We start from the raw sequence: 16,815 nt of genomic DNA on the forward strand, positions 1-16,815 counted from the left end.
CCGCGATCAGCCGCACGGTGCTCGACTCCCTCGGTCTTGTGGTGGAGTGGGAGTGATGACCCTTTCGGTCACCTCCCTTTGACCTTAGACCTGCTCTGGCAGGCTCTTCTTGTCCATTCAGGTCACGCGACAGACCGAAACGGACACGACCGAAACGGCGGCGCCGGCCCCCCCGGAACGCCCGTACCGGAGCACCGCCGGGGTCACGGCCCGGGGCTCTCCCGCTCCCGTCCTTCGCCCGCCCCGGGGTCGAGAACGGATGGCTCCTCCTGGCGACGAGCACCCTCCTCGAACCCGATGCGGATCCCGCCCGGCCCCCGCGCCCCGATCCGGTCCTCCGCGATCCCGCCCCGCCGCCGTGCCGGTGCGTTCTCAGAGGTTGGAGAAGCGGCCGGCCTGGTCGAGGAGCCGGTCCGCGTCGTCGAGCGCGGGATAGATCCACTGCGTGTTGATGTCCTGCTTGAGGCGCTTGGCCTCCTCGCCGACCATCTCGACCACCCTCTCCCAGCCACGGGTGGAGACCGCGCCGGCCGGCCCGAGGTCCAGGGTCGTGGTGTAGGGGTCCGGCGCGAAGGGCAGGGGGTCGGCTCCCAGGAGGTCGGCCGCCACGTTGTGCCCGGCGAACTTCCCCATCGGCAGGGCGTGCTGGCAGCTCAACATCGTGGTGTGCCCGTCCTCCGCAGGCGCGGCGGCGACGTCTCCGGCCGCGTAGACGTCCAGAACCCCGGCCACCCGCAGGTACGCGTCCACGCTCAGCCGCCCCGCCCGGTCCCGCTCTGCCGGGATCTGGGCGGTCAGCGGGCTTGCGGCGATGCCGGCCGTCCACACGACCGTCGCCGCGGGGATCACCTCGCCGTCCGAGAGCGTGACCGCTTCGGGCGTCGCCGAGGCCACGGTGCGCCCCAGCCGACGTTCGATCTTCAACTCGTCCACGGCACCCTCGATGGCCCTGCGGGGCCCGGCCCCGAGCTCCGGGCCGAGCGCCTCGCCGCGGTCGACCAGCACGATCCGCACCTCTTCGCCCGCATCCTGCCGGTCGGCGATCGCGCGCAGCCGCTCGCCGAGGCCGGTGGCCACCTCCAGCCCGGTGAACCCCGCGCCCACGACGACCGCCGTGTACCGGCCCGCGGACGCGGCACGCCGGGGCAGCCGCCGCAGGTGGTGGTCGAGCGCGGCGGCCGCGGGCAGGGTGTCGACGTCGAAGAGGTGCTGCGCGCCGGGGAAGCCGGGGCGCACCAACTGGCTGCCGGTCGCCAGGACCAGCTTGTCGTACCGCAGGGTCAGCTCCCCGCCCGTGCGCTCGACGGCCCGGACGGTACGGGCCCGGGTGTCGATGCCCGTCACCGTCGCGGTGACACGGCGGACGCCGATCGGGCCGAGGACGCGGTCGAGAGGCACCCGCATGCTCTCCGGGTCGTCCTCGTACAGGCGGGGCCGCACCACCAGGTCGTCGCCCCCGCTGACCAGGGTCACCCCGAGATCCTCACCGCCGCCGATCTCCCGCGCGGCCCGTACGGCTCCCGCGGCGGTCCACACGCCTGCGAAGCCGCCGCCGACCACCAGGACACTCTTCATCGTCTCTCCCCAGCCTCCGAAGGCCGCTCCACGGCCCCTCACCACCAGTGACCGGGTGCCCCGCCCATGTGTGACAGGCGCGGCCGACGCACTTCGCCGGGCGCGTTCACCCGTCGGTGCCGGGGCGGGTGGGGACCGCGAACCCGCTGTGTCCGGTGGCGTCGATCGCCGACACGTCGTTCTCCATGTGCACCACCTCGTCCTGTGGGGATGTCTGAAGACGGGGGCCGACTGCACGGGTGACGCGGGAACAGCGGGTCTTCGGCTACGGGAACCGGTGACCGCGCGACCGCGGCAACCGGCTCCCCGCCCGCACCGGTGAGGGGCCGTCACACGGACGACCGCGAGGCCGTGCGGATTCCGGCCGCCTTCCGTTCAATGAACGTTCAACCTGCCGTCCCCGCCTGTGATGTGTGCCGTCCCTAGGGTCCTTGAAGCAGTGGAAGAAGGGACTCATGGATACACTCCGCGCAATCCGGGCTCGCGGGATCACCAAGTGTTTCGGCGACGTCGTCGCACTCGACGGCATCGATCTGGATGTGACGCAGGGGCAGATCCACGGTCTGGTGGGACCGAACGGCGCCGGCAAGACGACCCTGCTCGGCCTCCTGCTGGGCCTGGCCGTCGCCGACGGCGGCAGCCTGGAGATCCTGGGCACGCCGGTCGGCCGGGCGCTCGCGGCACCCGACGGCGTCGCCGGCTTCGTGGACGGGCCCGGCCTCTACCCCTCGCTCACCGCCAGGCAGAACCTCGCCGCACTCGCCGCACTCCGCGGCCACGACGCGCGGACGGCGGGGATCGAGGACGTGCTCGACCAGGTCGGGCTCACCGACGTCGCCGACGACCGGGCCCGCGGCTTCTCCCTGGGCATGCGCCAGCGGCTCGGGCTCGCGGCCGCCCTGCTCACCAGGCCCCGGCTGCTCGTGCTCGACGAGCCGTCCAACGGCCTCGACCCGGCGGGCAAGAAGCACGTTCACGGTGTGCTCGGCCGGCTCGCGTCGGAGGGGACCGCCGTCGTGCTCTCCAGTCACCGCATGGACGACCTGGAGGCGCTGTGCTCCGAGGTCACCATCCTCGCCACCGGACGGGTCGCCTTCTCCGGCCCGCTGGGCAAGCTGGCCGCCGAGAACCGTGAACTCGACTACCGGCTGCTCACCTCCGACCCCGAGGCCGCCCGCCGGCTGGCCGCCGACACGGCCGGGGTCCGGGTCGCCGACGCCGTGGGGGCGGGGCACGACGCCGAGGTGCTCGTCGTGCGCGCGCTGGTGCCCGCCCTCGACGAACTGGTGGTGCGGCTCGTGCAGGCGGGCATCGCGCTGCGCGAACTCGCCCCCGTTGTCTCGCCGCTGGAGGCGGCGTTCCTCGCCCTCACCGAGCAGCAGGAGACCGGCCGATGACCGTGACCACCGCCGACGACCCGGCGACCACCGCCGACGACCGCGCCGCCGTCGCCCGCCGCGTCTCGGTGGCGCGCTGCTACCGCTTCGAGCTGGTCAAGCTGGTCTCGCAATGGCGGATCCGGCTGCTGGTCCTCGCCTGCTGGATCGCGCCGGCGCTCTTCGTCGCCGCCGTGAGCCAGCAGAGCTCGCTGCCCGTCGACACCCTCTTCGGCCGCCTGATGCACGCCACGGGCTGGGCCGGACCGCTGGTGACGCTCGGTTTCGCGGGAAGCTGGGCGCTGCCGCTGCTGACCTCGGTGGTCGCCGGCGACGTGTTCGCCTCCGAGGACCGGCTCGGTACCTGGCGCCATCTGCTCGTTGCGGTCCGCTCGCCCCGAGCGATCTTCGCGGCGAAGGCACTGGCCAGTCTCACCGTCATTCTGCTGCTCGTGGCCGGGTTGGCCTGTTCCAGCGCGGTCGGCGGAGTCCTGACGGTCGGCAACCAGCCGCTGGTCGGCCTCGACGGCCACCTCCTGACGTCGGCGGACGCCGCCGGCAAGGTCCTGCTCGCCTGGGCCTGCGTACTCGCCCCGACGCTGGCCCTCGCCGCGATCGGACTCCTCGGTTCCGTCATGCTGGGGCGATCCCCGATGGGACTGCTGCTGCCGGCGCTCGTCGCCCTCGCGATGCAGCTCGCGCAGATGCTGCCGCTCCCGGTCGCCGGGCGGCTCGCCCTGCCCGGCTACGCCTTCATCGCCTGGAACGGGCTGTTCACCAGCCCGGCGCAGGTCGGTCCGCTCCTGATCGGCGTCGTGGTCGCCCTGGTGTGGGCCGTGACCGCGACGGCGCTGGCCTGTCTGCTCTTCGTGCGGCGCGACTTCACCAACCCGAGCTACGACGGCTCGGGCAGCAGGGCGGTCGCCGTCGGGGTCCTGCCGCTCGTCGGACTGGTCGCCGCGGCGGTCGCGGTCGTCGCCGCCACGACCTCGGCCACGGGCTCCGGTATCGAGCAGGACAAGGTCCAGCGCTCGGTCGCCACGGCGTTCGCCCACCTCTACCGCATGCAGACCGAGCAGCTCCATCGCCCCCACGTCACCGAGGCGCAACTGAGGGCCACGGCGGCGTGCACCAAGGGCGGCGTCCAGGACGGCGCCCAGGGGCCGGGCAACGACTGGCGCTGCGTCGTCTCCTGGCACCTCCCCGACGTCGAGGCCACGGGGACGGCCATCTACCAACTCGACGTCACTCCGGACGGGCGGTTCGTGGCCGATGGCGACGGACCGAAGGAAGTGAACGGCTACTTCCTGGTGCGGACCCCCACCGGGGACGCACCGAACCCGCTGTGGCAGTTCGACGGAAACGTCGAACTGCTGGCCAACACCCCGAAGGGATAACTCCATGCAGGTAACGCGCCGTCGTCGGCGTGTCGAGGAGAATCGTTCCGGCCTCCTCGGTAGACGCATCGGCCGCCGGGTGCCCCTGGTGACGGCAGGCATCACCGCCGTCGCCGTCGTCGCCGCCGGCACCGCTTTCGCCCAGACGCGCCAGTTCGGCAGCGAGCAGGTGGGCCAGACCACCGATCAGGGCCAGGTCCTCCCCAGCGACCAGTACATCGCCCCGTACGGCGACCGCCTGGTCATCAACAACGGCAAGATCATGTCGTCCACGATCAGCCCGGACGGCACCCACCTCGCGGCCTCGGTCACCGACGGCGGGGCGGCGCTGTCCATAGTGGACCTGAAGAACTGGAAGGTGCAGCAGCTCGTCGGCAACTCCGCGTCGTCGACCCCGCGCATCAGCGGCAACGACGTGGGACAGGAAGGCCCCACGTACTCGCCCGACGGCTCGCAACTGTGGTTGGGCCAGACCGACGGCTACACCCGGTTCACCGTGAACCCGGACGGCAGCGTCGCCAACCCGACGTCCATCAAGATCCCGGCGGACGGGCCCAAGCACGCACTGGTGGGCGAGCCGGTGTTCTCGGCCGACGGCTCCACCGTGTACTCCGCCGTCAATGGCCAGAACCGGGTGGTCGCCCTCGACGCGGCGACCGGAGCCGTCCAGCGGAGCTGGGCCGTGGGCAACGCCCCGCGCGACATGGTGCAGATCGGCAGCAGGCTCTACGTCAGCAACGAGGGCGGGCGTCCGGCCAAGCCCGGCGACACCACGATCAACTCCTACAACACCCCCGTGCCGGCCGACCCGGTGACCGCCGCCACCACCACCGGCACGGTCAGCGTCATCGACCTGGCGAACCCGTCCGCCTCCGTCGCGAGCATCGACGTCGGGCTGCACCCGACCGCCCTGTACGCCAGGAAGGGCGCGCTGTTCGTCACCAACACCGCCACCAACGACGTGTCGGTCATCGACACCGCCAAGAACAAGGTCGTGCAGACCATCGCCACCCGGCCGTGGCCCGAGGCGTCGGTGGGCTACGAGCCCGACGCGGTGACGCTCACCGACGACGGCCACCTGCTGGTGACGCTCGGCCGCGCCAACGCGGTCGCCGTCTACCGGTACACGAGCCCGCAGGAACCGGTCGGCTACGTCGGCCTGCTTCCGACGGACTACTTCCCGGCGGAGATCGCCACCGTCGGCAAGCAGGTGCTGGTCTCCAACACCCGGGGTATCGACGCCCGCCGCCCCACCAACAGCGCCGGGCACGGCACTCACGACACGACGTCGAGCGTGCAGCGCTTCACCCTGCCGAGCGACAAGGTCATCAAGTCCGAGACGGCCAAGGTCTTCAAGCAGAACGGCTGGGACAAGGGCTCGGTCGACCTGGCCGGGAGCAAGGGCCATGCGAAGCCGGTGCCGGTTCCCGCGCGGCTCGGCGACCCCTCGACGATCAAGCACGTCTTCATGATCGTCAAGGAGAACCGCACCTACGACCAGGTCCTCGGTGACCTCCCGCAGGGCAACGGCGACCCGTCGCTGACGGAGTTCGGCGAGAACGTGACGCCGAACCAGCACGCCCTGGCCCAGCAGTTCGGGCTGTACGACAACACGTACGACATCGGTACGAACTCCGCCGAGGGCCACAACTGGTTGATGCAGGCGGACGACCCGGAGTACACCGAGTCCTCGGCCGGTGAGTACCTGCGCAGCTACGACACCGAGGACGACGCCCTCGGCCACCAGCGGAGCGGCTTCATCTGGACCGGTGCCCAGGCGGCCGGGAAGTCCGTGCGGGACTTCGGCGAGTTCCAGCAGTTCCTGACCAAGCCGTCGGGCGCGAGCTGGCAGAACCTGTACTGCGACAGCAAGAACATGGCGTCGAGCGGTCAGGACACCGCCTACCCCCTGGTCTCGTCCTCGCCGATCCCGTCGCTCAACGACGTGTCGGTGCACGGCTTCCCCAAGTTCGACACCAGCGTCCCGGACGTCTACCGGGAGCAGATCTGGAAGCGTGACTTCGAGAAGAACGGCCCGGCGAACCTGAACATGTTCTGGCTCTCCAGCGACCACACCGGCGGTCCGGCGAACGCGGCCGCCCAGGTCGCGGACAACGACCTCGCGGTCGGCAGGATCGTCGACGAGATCTCGCACAGCAAGTACTGGAAGGACTCGGCGATCTTCGTCGTCGAGGACGACTCCCAGGCCGGCCTCGACCACGTCGACGGCCACCGTGCCCCGATCCAGATCATCAGCCCCTACGCCAGGCACGGCGTCGTCGACAGCCACTACTACTCCCAGATCACGATGATCCGGACCATCGAGCAGATCCTCGGGATCCACCCGATGAACCAGAAGGACAGCGCGGCGACGCCGATGAGCGGGGCGTTCACCAAGAAGGCGGACCTCACGCCGTTCAAGGCGCTGCCCAACCGGACCTCGCTGACCGCGGGCCTTGCGACGCCGCCCGCCTGCGGCGTGGACACCCCGGCGCCCCAGGACCCCTCGGCGGCGGCCGTGCCGTCGGCGAAGGTGCCGGCGGACAAGCAGCAGGTGGCGGCGGAGTGGGACGAGTGGAAGTCCCACCAGCGGCTGACCGGGATCCACGCCCAGGCCGACTTCGCGAACCCCGCGCAGATGAACCACTTCACGTGGTACCAGACGCACGAGTGGACGAAGCCGTACCCGGGCGAGGACAAGATCTTCGCGCCGAAGGACGTCCCGGGCGCCTACATCCCGTCGCCCGAGTCCGATGACTGACGGTTGACGGCTGACGCGGACTGTTCGTGTCGAGGGGCCCCCGGTCGGCATCACCGCCGGCCGGGGGCCCCTCGACGCCTCCACGCAGCAGATGGCGGGCGCGGACCGCCGCAGCGGATACCGGCCTGAGCACCGGCGGTGGGCGGGGAGCGGCCGCGCCGCGCCCGCCCGGGCCGCGGGCCGAGCGGGCCCGCCGCCACGGCCGCCGCCCCGCGGGCCGCGGGGGGTCCGATCAGGCGGTACCCAGGGCCGTGCGCAGGACCGCGACGGCCTGGTTGACGGCCGCTTCGGCGGCGTGGGTGCCGCGCGCCTTTCCTGCTCCAGGGCGCGCCCGCACCCTCACTCGCTGCCGCGGCGCCCGCGTCGGGCGATCACCGTCGCGACGCCGATGGCCGCGGCAACCGGCCATTCGACCGCGCCGGCGACGGCGAGTGCGCCGAGACCGCCGTAGAAGGCCAGCCGCTCCGGCGGCGGCATCCTGACGTCCGGCAGCGCGGATTCGGCGGCATGCACGTTGGCGGAGAGGTCCGCCCTGGTCACGTAGGGGACGGGGATCGAGGGGTGCGCCGTGTGCATGTGCAGGCGCTGCTCCTCCCCGGCCTCCCCGGACCGGCCGCGGCGCCCCGCGGTGCGGGTGCCGGTCCCGGACTTCTCGCGGGCGCTGGTCGTGGACTTCCTGGGGCCGGACGTGCGCGGCGCGGCCTTGCCCGTCGCCTTGCTCTTCCGGCCGGCGCTCGCGGTGCTCGTCATACGACTCGCCTCCTCGATGCAACGTCTCATGAACGCGTACCAGGGCCGCATGGGTGCAAACACATGGGTGCAATCCAGCACATATCACTACATTCGGTTTATCCAAGGGTACGCTCGGCTCATCGGCGAGGTGTGGGCGGTGGTACATGAAGGCCCCGGCAATCGGGCTGCTGAGCGGGTTCGCCACCGCCTGCGCCCGGATCACCGGTCGCTCCGCGGCCGACACCGCCGCCGGCTCCCGTGTGGTGCACTTCGGGGACGGGCGCCGCCACATCCTGGTGCGAGGACTGCGGGGCCCGCGGGCGGAGCGGATCGTCGAGGAGCTGGAGCGGCGGCTTGCCGCTCACCCCGCCGTGCGGTGGGCCGCCGTGAACACCCCGCTCCAGGCGGTGGTGGTCGCCGTCGCGGGGGCCGGCGGCGGTACGGAGGGCGACGTCGCGCTCCTCGACGAGCTGCTCGGTGTCGTCGAGGAGGTCGAACGCGCACATGGCGCCGACGGCGAGTCGCTGCCCGCCTCGCACCCGGCCGCGCCCCGGCCCACCGGCAGGGCCGTCTGGTCGCTGGCCCTGCAGGCAGCCGCGCTGCCCTTCGCCGCGGTCAGCCGTGTCGTGCGCTTCTCGCCGCTGCCGCCCGAGGTCGCGGCCGTCATCTCGGAGATCGACTACGAGCCCCGGCTGCGCCGCCTGGCCGATGCGGCCCTCGGCCACGAGAACGTCGGAGTGGTGCTCGCCGCGCTCAGCGCCGTCCTCCAGGCAGGTGCGGGCGGAGTCCTCGGCCTGACCGTCGACGTCGTCCGGCACGGGCTGTGGGTCGCGGAGCTCAACGGCGCACGCACCGCCTGGCGCAAGGCGGAAGCCGGCCTGACGGGAGCCAGCGAGCGCGCGGCCGCCGGCTCGCCGCCCAAGGTGCCGGCACGTGGGGCGCCGCTGCGGGACGGCCCCGTGGAGCGGTACGCGGCCAGGTCGGGCTACGTCGCCGGCACCGGGTTCGCCGGGGTCCTCGCGATCGGCCGCCGCCCGCGCGCAGCGGTGGCCGCGGCGCTCGCCGCGATCCCCAAGGCGCCGGTACTGGCGCGGGAGGGCTTCGCCGGAATCCTCGGCGGTGCCCTGAGCGCGCGCGGCACACCGGTGCACACGCCGCAGGCGCTGCGCCTGCTCGACCGGATCGGGGCGCTCGTGCTGGACACCGGCGCCCTGGCCGACGGCGCCTACCGGCTTGCCGACCTCGTGCCGCTGGACGACGGTGCCCCGGTCGGGCAGCTCGCGGCGACCGGGCACCGGCTGTTCGACCCGGGCGCCCCCGGCCGGCTCGCCGAGGCCGACGGCTGGCGGCTCGGCCCGCTCGGGGAGCTGCCGGTCCGCGGACGCACCGGCAGGTCCGAGGCCGCCGCGCTCGCGGAGGACGACGCCCGTCTGCTCGCCCTCGCCGAGGGGGACCGGCTGGTGGCCGTCGTCAAAGCCGTCCCCGAAGTGCCCGACGCCGCCCGGCTGCTGGTGGCCGCCGCCCACCGCTCCCGGCTGCGCGTCGTCGCCTGCGGGCCCCGGGCCCGCGCCGTCGTCCCCGGTGCCGACGAGATCGCGCCGGACGGCGAGACACCCGCCGCCACCGTCCGCCGGCTTCAGTCGGGCGGGCGCGGCGTGCTGCTGGTCTCCTCCGACCGCGCGGCCCTCACCTGCGCCGACCTCGGCGTCGGTGTGGCCGGTGCGGACGGTCTGCCGGCCTGGGGAGCGCACGTGCACGTCTCGTCCGCCCGAGAGGGCCTGCTGCTCGCCGAGGCGTGCGGTCCCGCACGGACGGTCTCCCGGCGAGCCGTACGCCTCGCCCAGGCCGCGGCCGGAATCGGCGCCGTGACGGCGCTGGCCGGACCGGAGTACCGCCCGGCCGCGCGCAGCATGGCAGCCGTCAACGGCGCCGCCGCGCTCGGTATGGCCTACGGCGTCTGGACCGGCGTCCAGGTGCTGCGCCGCCCGCCGGATCCGCTGCCCGCCCGGGAGCCCTGGCACGCGATGCCGGTCGAGACCGTGCTGGCGCGCACCGGAAGCCGACCCCACGGCCTGACCGACGCGGAGGCCGCGCGGCGCGCCGCCCCCGGTCAGGACGGGCCCCGGCAGCCCTCCCTCGTACGGTCCGTCGCCGCCGAACTGGCCAACCCCCTCACCCCCGTGCTGCTCGGCGGCGGCGCGCTGTCCGCGGCGGTCGGGGGCCTCGTGGACGCGGCCATCGTCATCGGTGTGACGCTGCTGTCCGGCGTGATCGGCGGCACGCAGCGCCACTTCACCGAGCGCGAGGTGCGCAGGCTGCACAAGCAGTCCCAGACGACCGCCCTCGTCGTGCGCGACGGGCAGGAGCGCACGGTGCCCGCCGGTGAACTCGTCGTGGGCGACGTCATCCGGCTCGGCGGAGGCGATCTGGTGCCCGCCGACTGCCGGTTGGCGGACGGCCGCGGCATGGAGGTGGACGAGTCCGCGCTCACCGGTGAGTCCATGCCGGTCACCAAGAGCCCGGAGCCCGTGCTCGCCGCCGACGTCGCCGAGCGGGCCAGCATGGTCTACGAGGGCACCACCGTCGCCACCGGGCACGGTACGGCCGTCGTCATCGCCACGGGAGCCGACACCGAGGCGGGACGGAGCGCGCGGACGGCCCGCGGTGCCGCGCCCGCCGTGGGCGTGGAGCGCAGGCTGGCCCGTATCACCCGCACCGTGCTGCCCGTTGCGCTTGGCTCGGCGGGCGCCGTCATGGCCGCCGGGTTCCTGCACGGCCGCGCGGTGCGCCAGAGCATCGGAGCCGGTGTGGCCCTCGCCGTCGCCAGCGTGCCCGAGGGCCTGCCGTTCCTGGTCTCCGCCGCCCAGCTCGCCGCCTCCCGCCGCCTCGCGGCGCAGGGGGTGCTGGTGCGCGACCCGCGCACCATCGAGGCGGCGGGCCGCACCGACGTGCTGTGCTTCGACAAGACCGGCACCCTCACCCAGGGCCGCATCGAACTCACCGGCGTCGACGCCGGCGCGGACAGCCGGCCGCTCACGCACCTGCGGTCCGCGCAGCGCGCGGTGCTGGCCGCCGCCCTGCGCGCCACCCCGCGGGCCCGCGGCGGCCGGCCGCAGGAGCACTTCACCGACCGTGCCGTCACCGAGGGCGCGCGGCGCGCCCGCGTGCACGCCTGTGGCGGCGCGCCCCACTGGCACGCGGAATCCCATCTGCCCTTCGAGCCCAGCCGCGGCTTCCACGCCGCCCTCGGCCGCGCGGGACGGACCAGGCTGCTGTCCGTCAAGGGCGCCCCGGAGGAGGTCGCCAGGCGCTGCGCCACCGACGGGGGCCGCCCGATCGACACCGCGGCACTACTGGCCCGCGCAGAGGACCTGGCCCTGGCCGGGAACCGGGTGCTCGCGGTCGCGGAGCGCCGGGAGGCGGCCCCCGGAGAACTCGACGACGAGGCCGTGACCGGCCTCGACTTCCTCGGTTTCCTGCTGCTCAGCGAGGAGGTGCGCAGCGGCGCGGCCGACTCGGTGCGCGCACTGGCGGACGCCGGTGTGCAGATCGTCATGATCACCGGTGACCACCCGCAGACCGCCGAGGCCATCGCGCGCGAACTGAAGGTGCTCGACGGCCGCCGGGTCGTCACCGGCGCCGAGCTGGACGCACTCGACGACGACGCCCTGGACGCGCTGCTCCCCGCGGTCGGCGTCGTGGCCCGCGGTACTCCCGCCCACAAGGTCCGCGTCGTGCAGGGCTTCCAGCGCCTGGGCCGCACCGTGGCCATGACCGGCGACGGCTCCAACGACGCACCCGCGATCCGGCTCGCCGACGTCGGGATCGCGCTGGGCCGGCGGGGCACACCGGCCGCCCGCGCCGCCGCCGATCTCGTCGTCACCGACGACCGCCTGGAGACGATCCTGGCCGCGCTCGTCGAAGGCCGTGCGATGTGGGCCTCGGTCCGCCGGGCCCTCGCCATCCTCGTGGGCGGCAATCTCGGGGAGATCGCCTTCACCCTGGCCGGCTCGGCGGTCAGCGGTTCCTCGCCGCTGACGGCCCGTCAGCTCCTGCTCGTCAACCTGTTCACCGACCTGGCCCCCGCCATCGCCGTCGCCCTGCGCAGTCCCGAGGCGGGTACGGCGCAACGGCTGCTGCAGGAGGGCCCCGAGGCGTCACTTGGCACCGTTCTCACCCGTGAGATCACCGTGCGGGCGACCGCCACCGCGGCCGGCGCGGGCGCGGCGTGGCTGGCCGGGCGGGCCACCGGCCGTCCGGCGAGGGCCAGGAGCATCGCCCTGGCGGCCCTCGTGGGCACCCAACTCGCCCAGACCCTGCTGGTCGGGGGGCGCAGCCTGGCGGTCGTCGGATCCGTGGCCGTCTCCGCCCTCGCGCTCGTCGCCGTCATCCAGACGCCCGGCGTCAGCCACTTCTTCGGCTGCGTCCCGCTCGGCCCGCTCGCCTGGTCGACGGCGCTGGTGTGCAGCGCGGCGGCCACGGCCGGGTCCCTCCTGTTCGCCCCGGTGGCCCCGGGGCACCGCCCGGCCCCCACCACCGCCACGCCCTGAAGGCCGCCGGCCGTCGCGTCTGCGAGGCGACGCCGGGCGTGGGGGCGGCGCCGACCGGCCGGGGCCGCCGCGCTGCCGGCGCGGGACATCGGGGGTCATATGCCCGCCCGGGGGAGCGGGCGGGCACGGGGGCCGCCTCAGTCGCGGAGCGCCGCCGCCTCGCCGAGTGCCCGCACGACGGCGAGGGAGTCGAGACGGCCGCCGGTGGACGATCCTGCGGTCCCTGACCGTGCTGATCGACACGAACCCGTTGCGGTGCTCCGCGCCGGTGCCCACGCTCTTCCCCTCGACGGCGCGCTCCAGGACCACCACCGACTGCTCCCGGCCGTGGAGGGCGCGCAGGTCGTGGCGCGCGTCAGCCGGATCAGGTCGCCGTAGCACGGGTACAGCTCCGTCAGGGCGGCCCGGCCGTCGACCCGCCGGGGCAGGAGGGCACGGTGGCCACGTACTCGGTCACCGCGTCCGCGGCGAAGAAGTGCCCCCGTCCGCTCACCCTGGCCGCGCCGCCGCGCGTCCGCCCCCCGACGACCTGCGCGACACGTTGCGCCGCGAACCGCGCGCGCATCCCGGAGCACCCGGTCCCGGTGGTCCCGGCGCTCGCGCCCCGAAGCGGGAAGGGAACAGCGGGAAGCCGCACGGGGCGAGGCGGATGCGGCCGGCGCCGGGTGGCCGCGTCCGCCCGCGGGCCGGGCGTGGTGCCCCGGCCCCGGGATGGGTAACGTCGACAGGAACGTGCGACAGCGCCGGGGCAGGCGGGCACGGCGGATCCCGGCCTGCTGAAGGCATTCGGCGGCGGACTCCGCACGGCCTGCGTCCCGGACACGTGACGTGGCAACGAGAGGACGCCGATGCCGGCCGAGACGAAGCGCACCCACCCGGGTCCCATGAGCGGCGACGGCCGAAGCCCGCTGCCGCTGCCCGCCAACCGGCCGGCGAACCGTCCGTACCGGGGAGGCAGCGGGATCGCCCGGTTCCGCGGTATCGACCTGCCCGACGACCGTCGCCCCGAGGACTTCCTGGCCTCGACGACCGAGGTCTTCGCGGGCGGGGGCGTCGGGCTCACCGTCCTGCCCGACGGGCGGACGCTGCGCGCGGCCGTCGAGGAGGACCCGGCGACCTGGCTCGGGCCCGCACACGTCCAGCGGTTCGGCACGGACACGAAGCTGCTGGTGAAACTACTGAGCACGGACGAGCGGCTGTTCGTCCACTACCATCCCGATGCGCGTTTCGCCGAGCGCCACCTGGGCCGGGACACCGGCAAGACGGAGGCGTGGATCGTCCTGGACACCGTCGGCGACGGGTACGCGCTCATCGGCTTCACCGACGACGTCACCGCGTCCCGGGTCGAGTCGTGGGTGGCCCGCCAGGACCGGGACGAGATGCTCGCGGCCATGCGGAAGGTGCCGCTGCGACCGGGGGACACGCTGCTCGTCCCGGCCGGGACCCCCCACGCGATCGGCCCGGGGGTGACGCTCGTCGAACTCCAGGAGCCGACCGACCTCTCCCTGTTGCTGGAGTACGAGTCCTTCGGGCTGACGGTAGACGAGGCGTTCCTCGGCCTTCCGCCCGCCACCGCGCTCGCGGGACTGGACCGGGGCGCGCTGGACGACACCCGGCTCGCCGGCCTGCGCAACGCCCCCGGCGGGGGCTCCGGGGCCGCGGAGGAACTGCTGACGCGTGGTGCCGCACCGTTCTTCCGGGCCCTCCGCCGCAGGGTCGACGGCACCGGTCACATCGACCCGGGCTTCGGTGTACTCGTCGTCGAGGAGGGCGAGGGATGGCTCGAAGCACACGGACAGCGGCTCCCGCTGACCACCGGCGCCTGCGTCCTGCTCCCGTACGGGGCGGGCCCGATCACGCTCGGCGGGCAGCTCTCCGCGATCCACTGCGCACCTCCCGCGCCGGACGCGCCCCACTGACCGGTGCGGCGGCCGGACGATCAGGACCGCGGCGAGAGCGGCGGCGGCCCCCTTGCGCGACCCCTGTCCCGGCGGGCCCCGGGGAGGCGCCCGCGCCTCCCCGGGGCCCGTGAGGCGCCCGCGCCCGCGGCCGAGCGCTGCCCGGCGGAACCCGCCGCGCCCCTCGGCACGCGCAGTCGACGGCACCGGGCAGGACGGCCCCGGCGGCGGCCGAGGACGGCGGCCCGGTCCACCGCCTCACCATGTGACCGGTACGCCCTCGGGAACGCGGAAGGCCACGTCCCGCCGCCACCGCACCCGGTCGGCGGGCACGGCGAGCCGCACCTCGGGAGCGGCCCTGCCCGCCAGCACCCCCACCACCGCCCCCAGTTGCATCCGCGCCAGACGGTTGCCGGGACAGTGGTGCTTTCCGTGGCTGAAGCCGAGGTGGGGGCCGTCGGCGCGGGACGGGACGAAGCTGTCCGGATCGGGGAAGGCGGCCGGGTCGTGGTTGGCGGATTCCAGCGAGAGAAGAACGCACTCCCCGGCCCGGACGGTCATGCCGTCGATCTCCACGTCCCTGGTCGCCACGCGTTTGGCGCCGCCGGTCGCCATGGGGGTGTGGCGCAGCAGCTCCTCCACGGCCGCCGGGACGAGGGCGGGATCCGCACGCAGCGCCGCCAGCGCCTCGGGGTGCCGCGCCAGCGTCACCAGGGCGTTGGCCAGGAAGCTGGACGAGGTGCGGTAGCCGGCGATGAAGAAGGACGTGGCGAGTTCGGCCAGGTCGTCCGGGCGCAGGCGGCCTTCGCCGTCCGCCTGGGCCAGGCGTTTGACCAGGTGCTCGCCGGGAGCGTCGCAGAGGTGCGGCAGGCGGTCGAGGAAGAACCGGTGCACGGCGTTGATCGCGGCGGTCTGCTCCTGCCGGGTGGGGCCCCGCCAGGTGAGGATCGTGTCGCACCACGCGTCCAGCCGCTCCCGCGCGTCCACCTCGAGCGGGCCGAGCAGCACGCGGCAGGCCACCGCGAAGGGCAGGCGTACGGCGAGTGCGGGGTAGAGGTCGGCGGGCGGGCCGTGGGCGATCAGCTCCGCCATGGTGTCCTCGGCCTGTCCGCGCGTCCACTCCTCGTGCCGGCGAACGGCGCGCAGCCCGAGGGCGTCGGCCATCAGCTTGTGCAGCCCGACTTCCCGCAGTCTCGTCACGGAGTCACCGCTGCCGCCCTCGGCGCGCAGCGGGACCGGTTCCTGGCGTGGCGCGTCCGGCTCCAGAGCCGCCGCCATGCTCAGCCCGGGCTCGGCGAGGAGTCTGCGCACCACGTCGTAGCGGGTGGCGAGCCAGACACGGTCGCCGGTCACGGTGACGACCGGGTGCAGCGGTGCGCGCGCGGCACGCAGGTGTGCGTAGCGCGGCGAGAGCTCCTGTCCCCAGTCGCCGAAGGGGAAGGCGAGGGGCGGGCGGCCGGGCCGTGTCCGGTCGAACGGTTCGGTCACGGCCGCTCCTCCCCGGGCCGGGGCGCGTCCGCCGCGGGCGGCCGCTCGGCGTCCTCGCGGGGCCGGACGAGGGCGAACGCCTGGTGGGGCGAGGCGAACAGGCTCCCGAAGCCGAGCGGGACGAGGGGGAGCATGCGGTGGTAGACGTGCACCGACGACGGCACCCCCAGAATGCCCGGTGTGTCCGTGACCAGCGGCATCTCGGCCATCAGATACCGCATGCCCTCCTCGACCTGGGCCGGCGTGGGTGCGGTCGGGTCGAAAGCGGAGGACCTGGCCCTCAGTTGTGAGGCCAGCGCGCTCTCGGTGGCCCGGCGGAAGACGCTGCGGACCGCCGCGTCACTCTCGACCGTCTCCTCGCAGCGGGCGAGGAGTTCCCGGTACCGGGGGTGGTGGACGAACTCGGACAGGGTGCGGACGTGGTGCCGCTCCGCCGGGGCGCCGCTGGCCTGCCAGGCCCGCGCGATACGGCGGCAGGTCTGGCGCGTGGCGCGCTGGGCCTGTATGTCCGCCTGTTCGGGTGTGGCGCCCAGAGCCCTGTAGGTGTGGACGAGCGCGCTGTCGGCGACGATCGCGTCCACCCGTGCGAAGACCCCGTCGGCCCAGCGCAGCAGACGGCTCAGCCGCGCCTGGCTGAAGTAGCCGTTGCCGGGGCTCACGCCGATCAGGACGTGGTCGGCCCGGGCGTAGATCGCCCGGCAGTTGGCGGTGTACGGCTCGACGGTGAACTCTGCCGGATCGCTCTCTTCTGCGGTGTGATCCATGTCTCTCCTGCGCATCGATGCGGAGAACCCGGCCCGTGGCGCGCACCGGCGGCCGAGTCCGCGGACGGCTCTCACACCACGTAAGGGCTCGAACGCACAGCGTTGCAACGCGCTTGCGGTGGCCCGCGGAAGCGCGCTCCTCCGCCGGGAGCATCCGGCTCACCCCTCGGCTGCCACAGCAAGCGCCCGGAGCACACGGGCATCACCTCGTGCGGGCCGCGGCACCGCCCCGGCCTCGTCGCGGACCCTTCGAACGCCGCCGCCGGCGCCGGCA

10 protein-coding genes are annotated in these 16,815 nt (G+C 74.2%); 6 read left to right on the top strand and 4 right to left on the bottom strand.

Going from position 1 to position 16,815, the window contains the following annotated elements:
* Positions 1–372 precede the first annotated feature (372 nt).
* Complete coding sequence (locus IE313_RS20155; protein WP_189934187.1) at positions 373–1,575, bottom strand: NAD(P)/FAD-dependent oxidoreductase; 1,203 nt, start codon at positions 1,573–1,575, stop codon at positions 373–375.
* A 455-nt stretch (positions 1,576–2,030) separates the two neighbouring features.
* Here IE313_RS20155 and IE313_RS20160 point away from each other — a divergent pair, with 455 nt between their 5' ends.
* The 3 genes from IE313_RS20160 to IE313_RS20170 are packed head-to-tail and all read left to right on the top strand — an operon-like array spanning position 2,031 to position 7,109.
* Positions 2,031–2,972, top strand: a complete 942-nt coding sequence (locus tag IE313_RS20160) for an ABC transporter ATP-binding protein (RefSeq protein WP_189934189.1) — start codon at positions 2,031–2,033, stop codon at positions 2,970–2,972.
* On the top strand, positions 2,969–4,348 hold the full coding sequence (locus tag IE313_RS20165; RefSeq protein ID WP_189934191.1) for an ABC-2 family transporter permease: 1,380 nt from the start codon (positions 2,969–2,971) through the stop codon (positions 4,346–4,348). Before IE313_RS20160 ends, IE313_RS20165 begins: the two co-directional genes overlap by 4 nt.
* A 4-nt stretch (positions 4,349–4,352) precedes the next feature.
* Entirely contained in the window at positions 4,353–7,109 is a 2,757-nt protein-coding gene (locus IE313_RS20170; RefSeq protein WP_189934193.1) for an alkaline phosphatase family protein, read from the top strand.
* A gap of 339 nt (positions 7,110–7,448) precedes the next feature.
* Here IE313_RS20170 and IE313_RS20175 read toward each other — a convergent pair whose 3' ends face one another.
* Complete coding sequence (locus IE313_RS20175; RefSeq protein ID WP_189934195.1) at positions 7,449–7,859, bottom strand: hypothetical protein; 411 nt, start codon at positions 7,857–7,859, stop codon at positions 7,449–7,451.
* 146 nt (positions 7,860–8,005) lie between these two features.
* Between IE313_RS20175 and IE313_RS20180 the strand changes: the two genes are divergently transcribed.
* From IE313_RS20180 to IE313_RS20185, 3 genes are all read left to right on the top strand, one after another.
* Positions 8,006–12,391, top strand: a complete 4,386-nt coding sequence (locus IE313_RS20180; RefSeq protein WP_189934197.1) for a cation-translocating P-type ATPase — start codon at positions 8,006–8,008, stop codon at positions 12,389–12,391.
* A gap of 255 nt (positions 12,392–12,646) precedes the next feature.
* Positions 12,647–12,769: a hypothetical protein gene (locus IE313_RS36020; RefSeq protein ID WP_268256721.1), complete on the top strand. Its 123-nt coding sequence runs from the start codon at positions 12,647–12,649 to the stop codon at positions 12,767–12,769.
* 470 nt (positions 12,770–13,239) lie between these two features.
* Positions 13,240–14,310 carry a class I mannose-6-phosphate isomerase gene (locus tag IE313_RS20185; RefSeq protein ID WP_229924799.1) on the top strand — a complete coding sequence of 357 codons (1,071 nt, stop codon included), beginning with the start codon at positions 13,240–13,242 and terminating at the stop codon, positions 14,308–14,310.
* A 237-nt stretch (positions 14,311–14,547) separates the two neighbouring features.
* Here the strand turns inward: IE313_RS20185 and IE313_RS20190 are convergent, their stop codons facing one another.
* Together IE313_RS20190 and IE313_RS20195 are read right to left on the bottom strand one after the other, a co-directional pair.
* On the bottom strand, positions 14,548–15,777 hold the full coding sequence (locus tag IE313_RS20190; RefSeq protein ID WP_189934199.1) for a cytochrome P450: 1,230 nt from the start codon (positions 15,775–15,777) through the stop codon (positions 14,548–14,550).
* Positions 15,774–16,541: a tRNA-dependent cyclodipeptide synthase gene (locus tag IE313_RS20195; RefSeq protein WP_189934201.1), complete on the bottom strand. Its 768-nt coding sequence runs from the start codon at positions 16,539–16,541 to the stop codon at positions 15,774–15,776. Before IE313_RS20195 ends, IE313_RS20190 begins: the two co-directional genes overlap by 4 nt.
* Between the last annotated feature and the right edge of the window lie 274 nt (positions 16,542–16,815).

It is taken from the genome of Streptomyces sulfonofaciens (genome assembly GCF_014656295.1).
Lineage (GTDB): Bacteria > Actinomycetota > Actinomycetes > Streptomycetales > Streptomycetaceae > Streptomyces > Streptomyces sulfonofaciens.

Bases quoted from the DNA above. Each gene is read 5' to 3' on its own strand.
- IE313_RS20155 (WP_189934187.1), bottom strand. From the start codon at position 1,575: ATGAAGAGTGTCCTGGTGGTCGGCGGCGGCTTCGCAGGCGTGTGGACC.
- IE313_RS20160 (WP_189934189.1), top strand. From the start codon at position 2,031: ATGGATACACTCCGCGCAATCCGGGCTCGCGGGATCACCAAGTGTTTC.
- IE313_RS20165 (WP_189934191.1), top strand. From the start codon at position 2,969: ATGACCGTGACCACCGCCGACGACCCGGCGACCACCGCCGACGACCGC.
- IE313_RS20170 (WP_189934193.1), top strand. From the start codon at position 4,353: ATGCAGGTAACGCGCCGTCGTCGGCGTGTCGAGGAGAATCGTTCCGGC.
- IE313_RS20175 (WP_189934195.1), bottom strand. From the start codon at position 7,859: ATGACGAGCACCGCGAGCGCCGGCCGGAAGAGCAAGGCGACGGGCAAG.
- IE313_RS20180 (WP_189934197.1), top strand. From the start codon at position 8,006: ATGAAGGCCCCGGCAATCGGGCTGCTGAGCGGGTTCGCCACCGCCTGC.
- IE313_RS20185 (WP_229924799.1), top strand. From the start codon at position 13,240: ATGCCGGCCGAGACGAAGCGCACCCACCCGGGTCCCATGAGCGGCGAC.
- IE313_RS20195 (WP_189934201.1), bottom strand. From the start codon at position 16,541: ATGGATCACACCGCAGAAGAGAGCGATCCGGCAGAGTTCACCGTCGAG.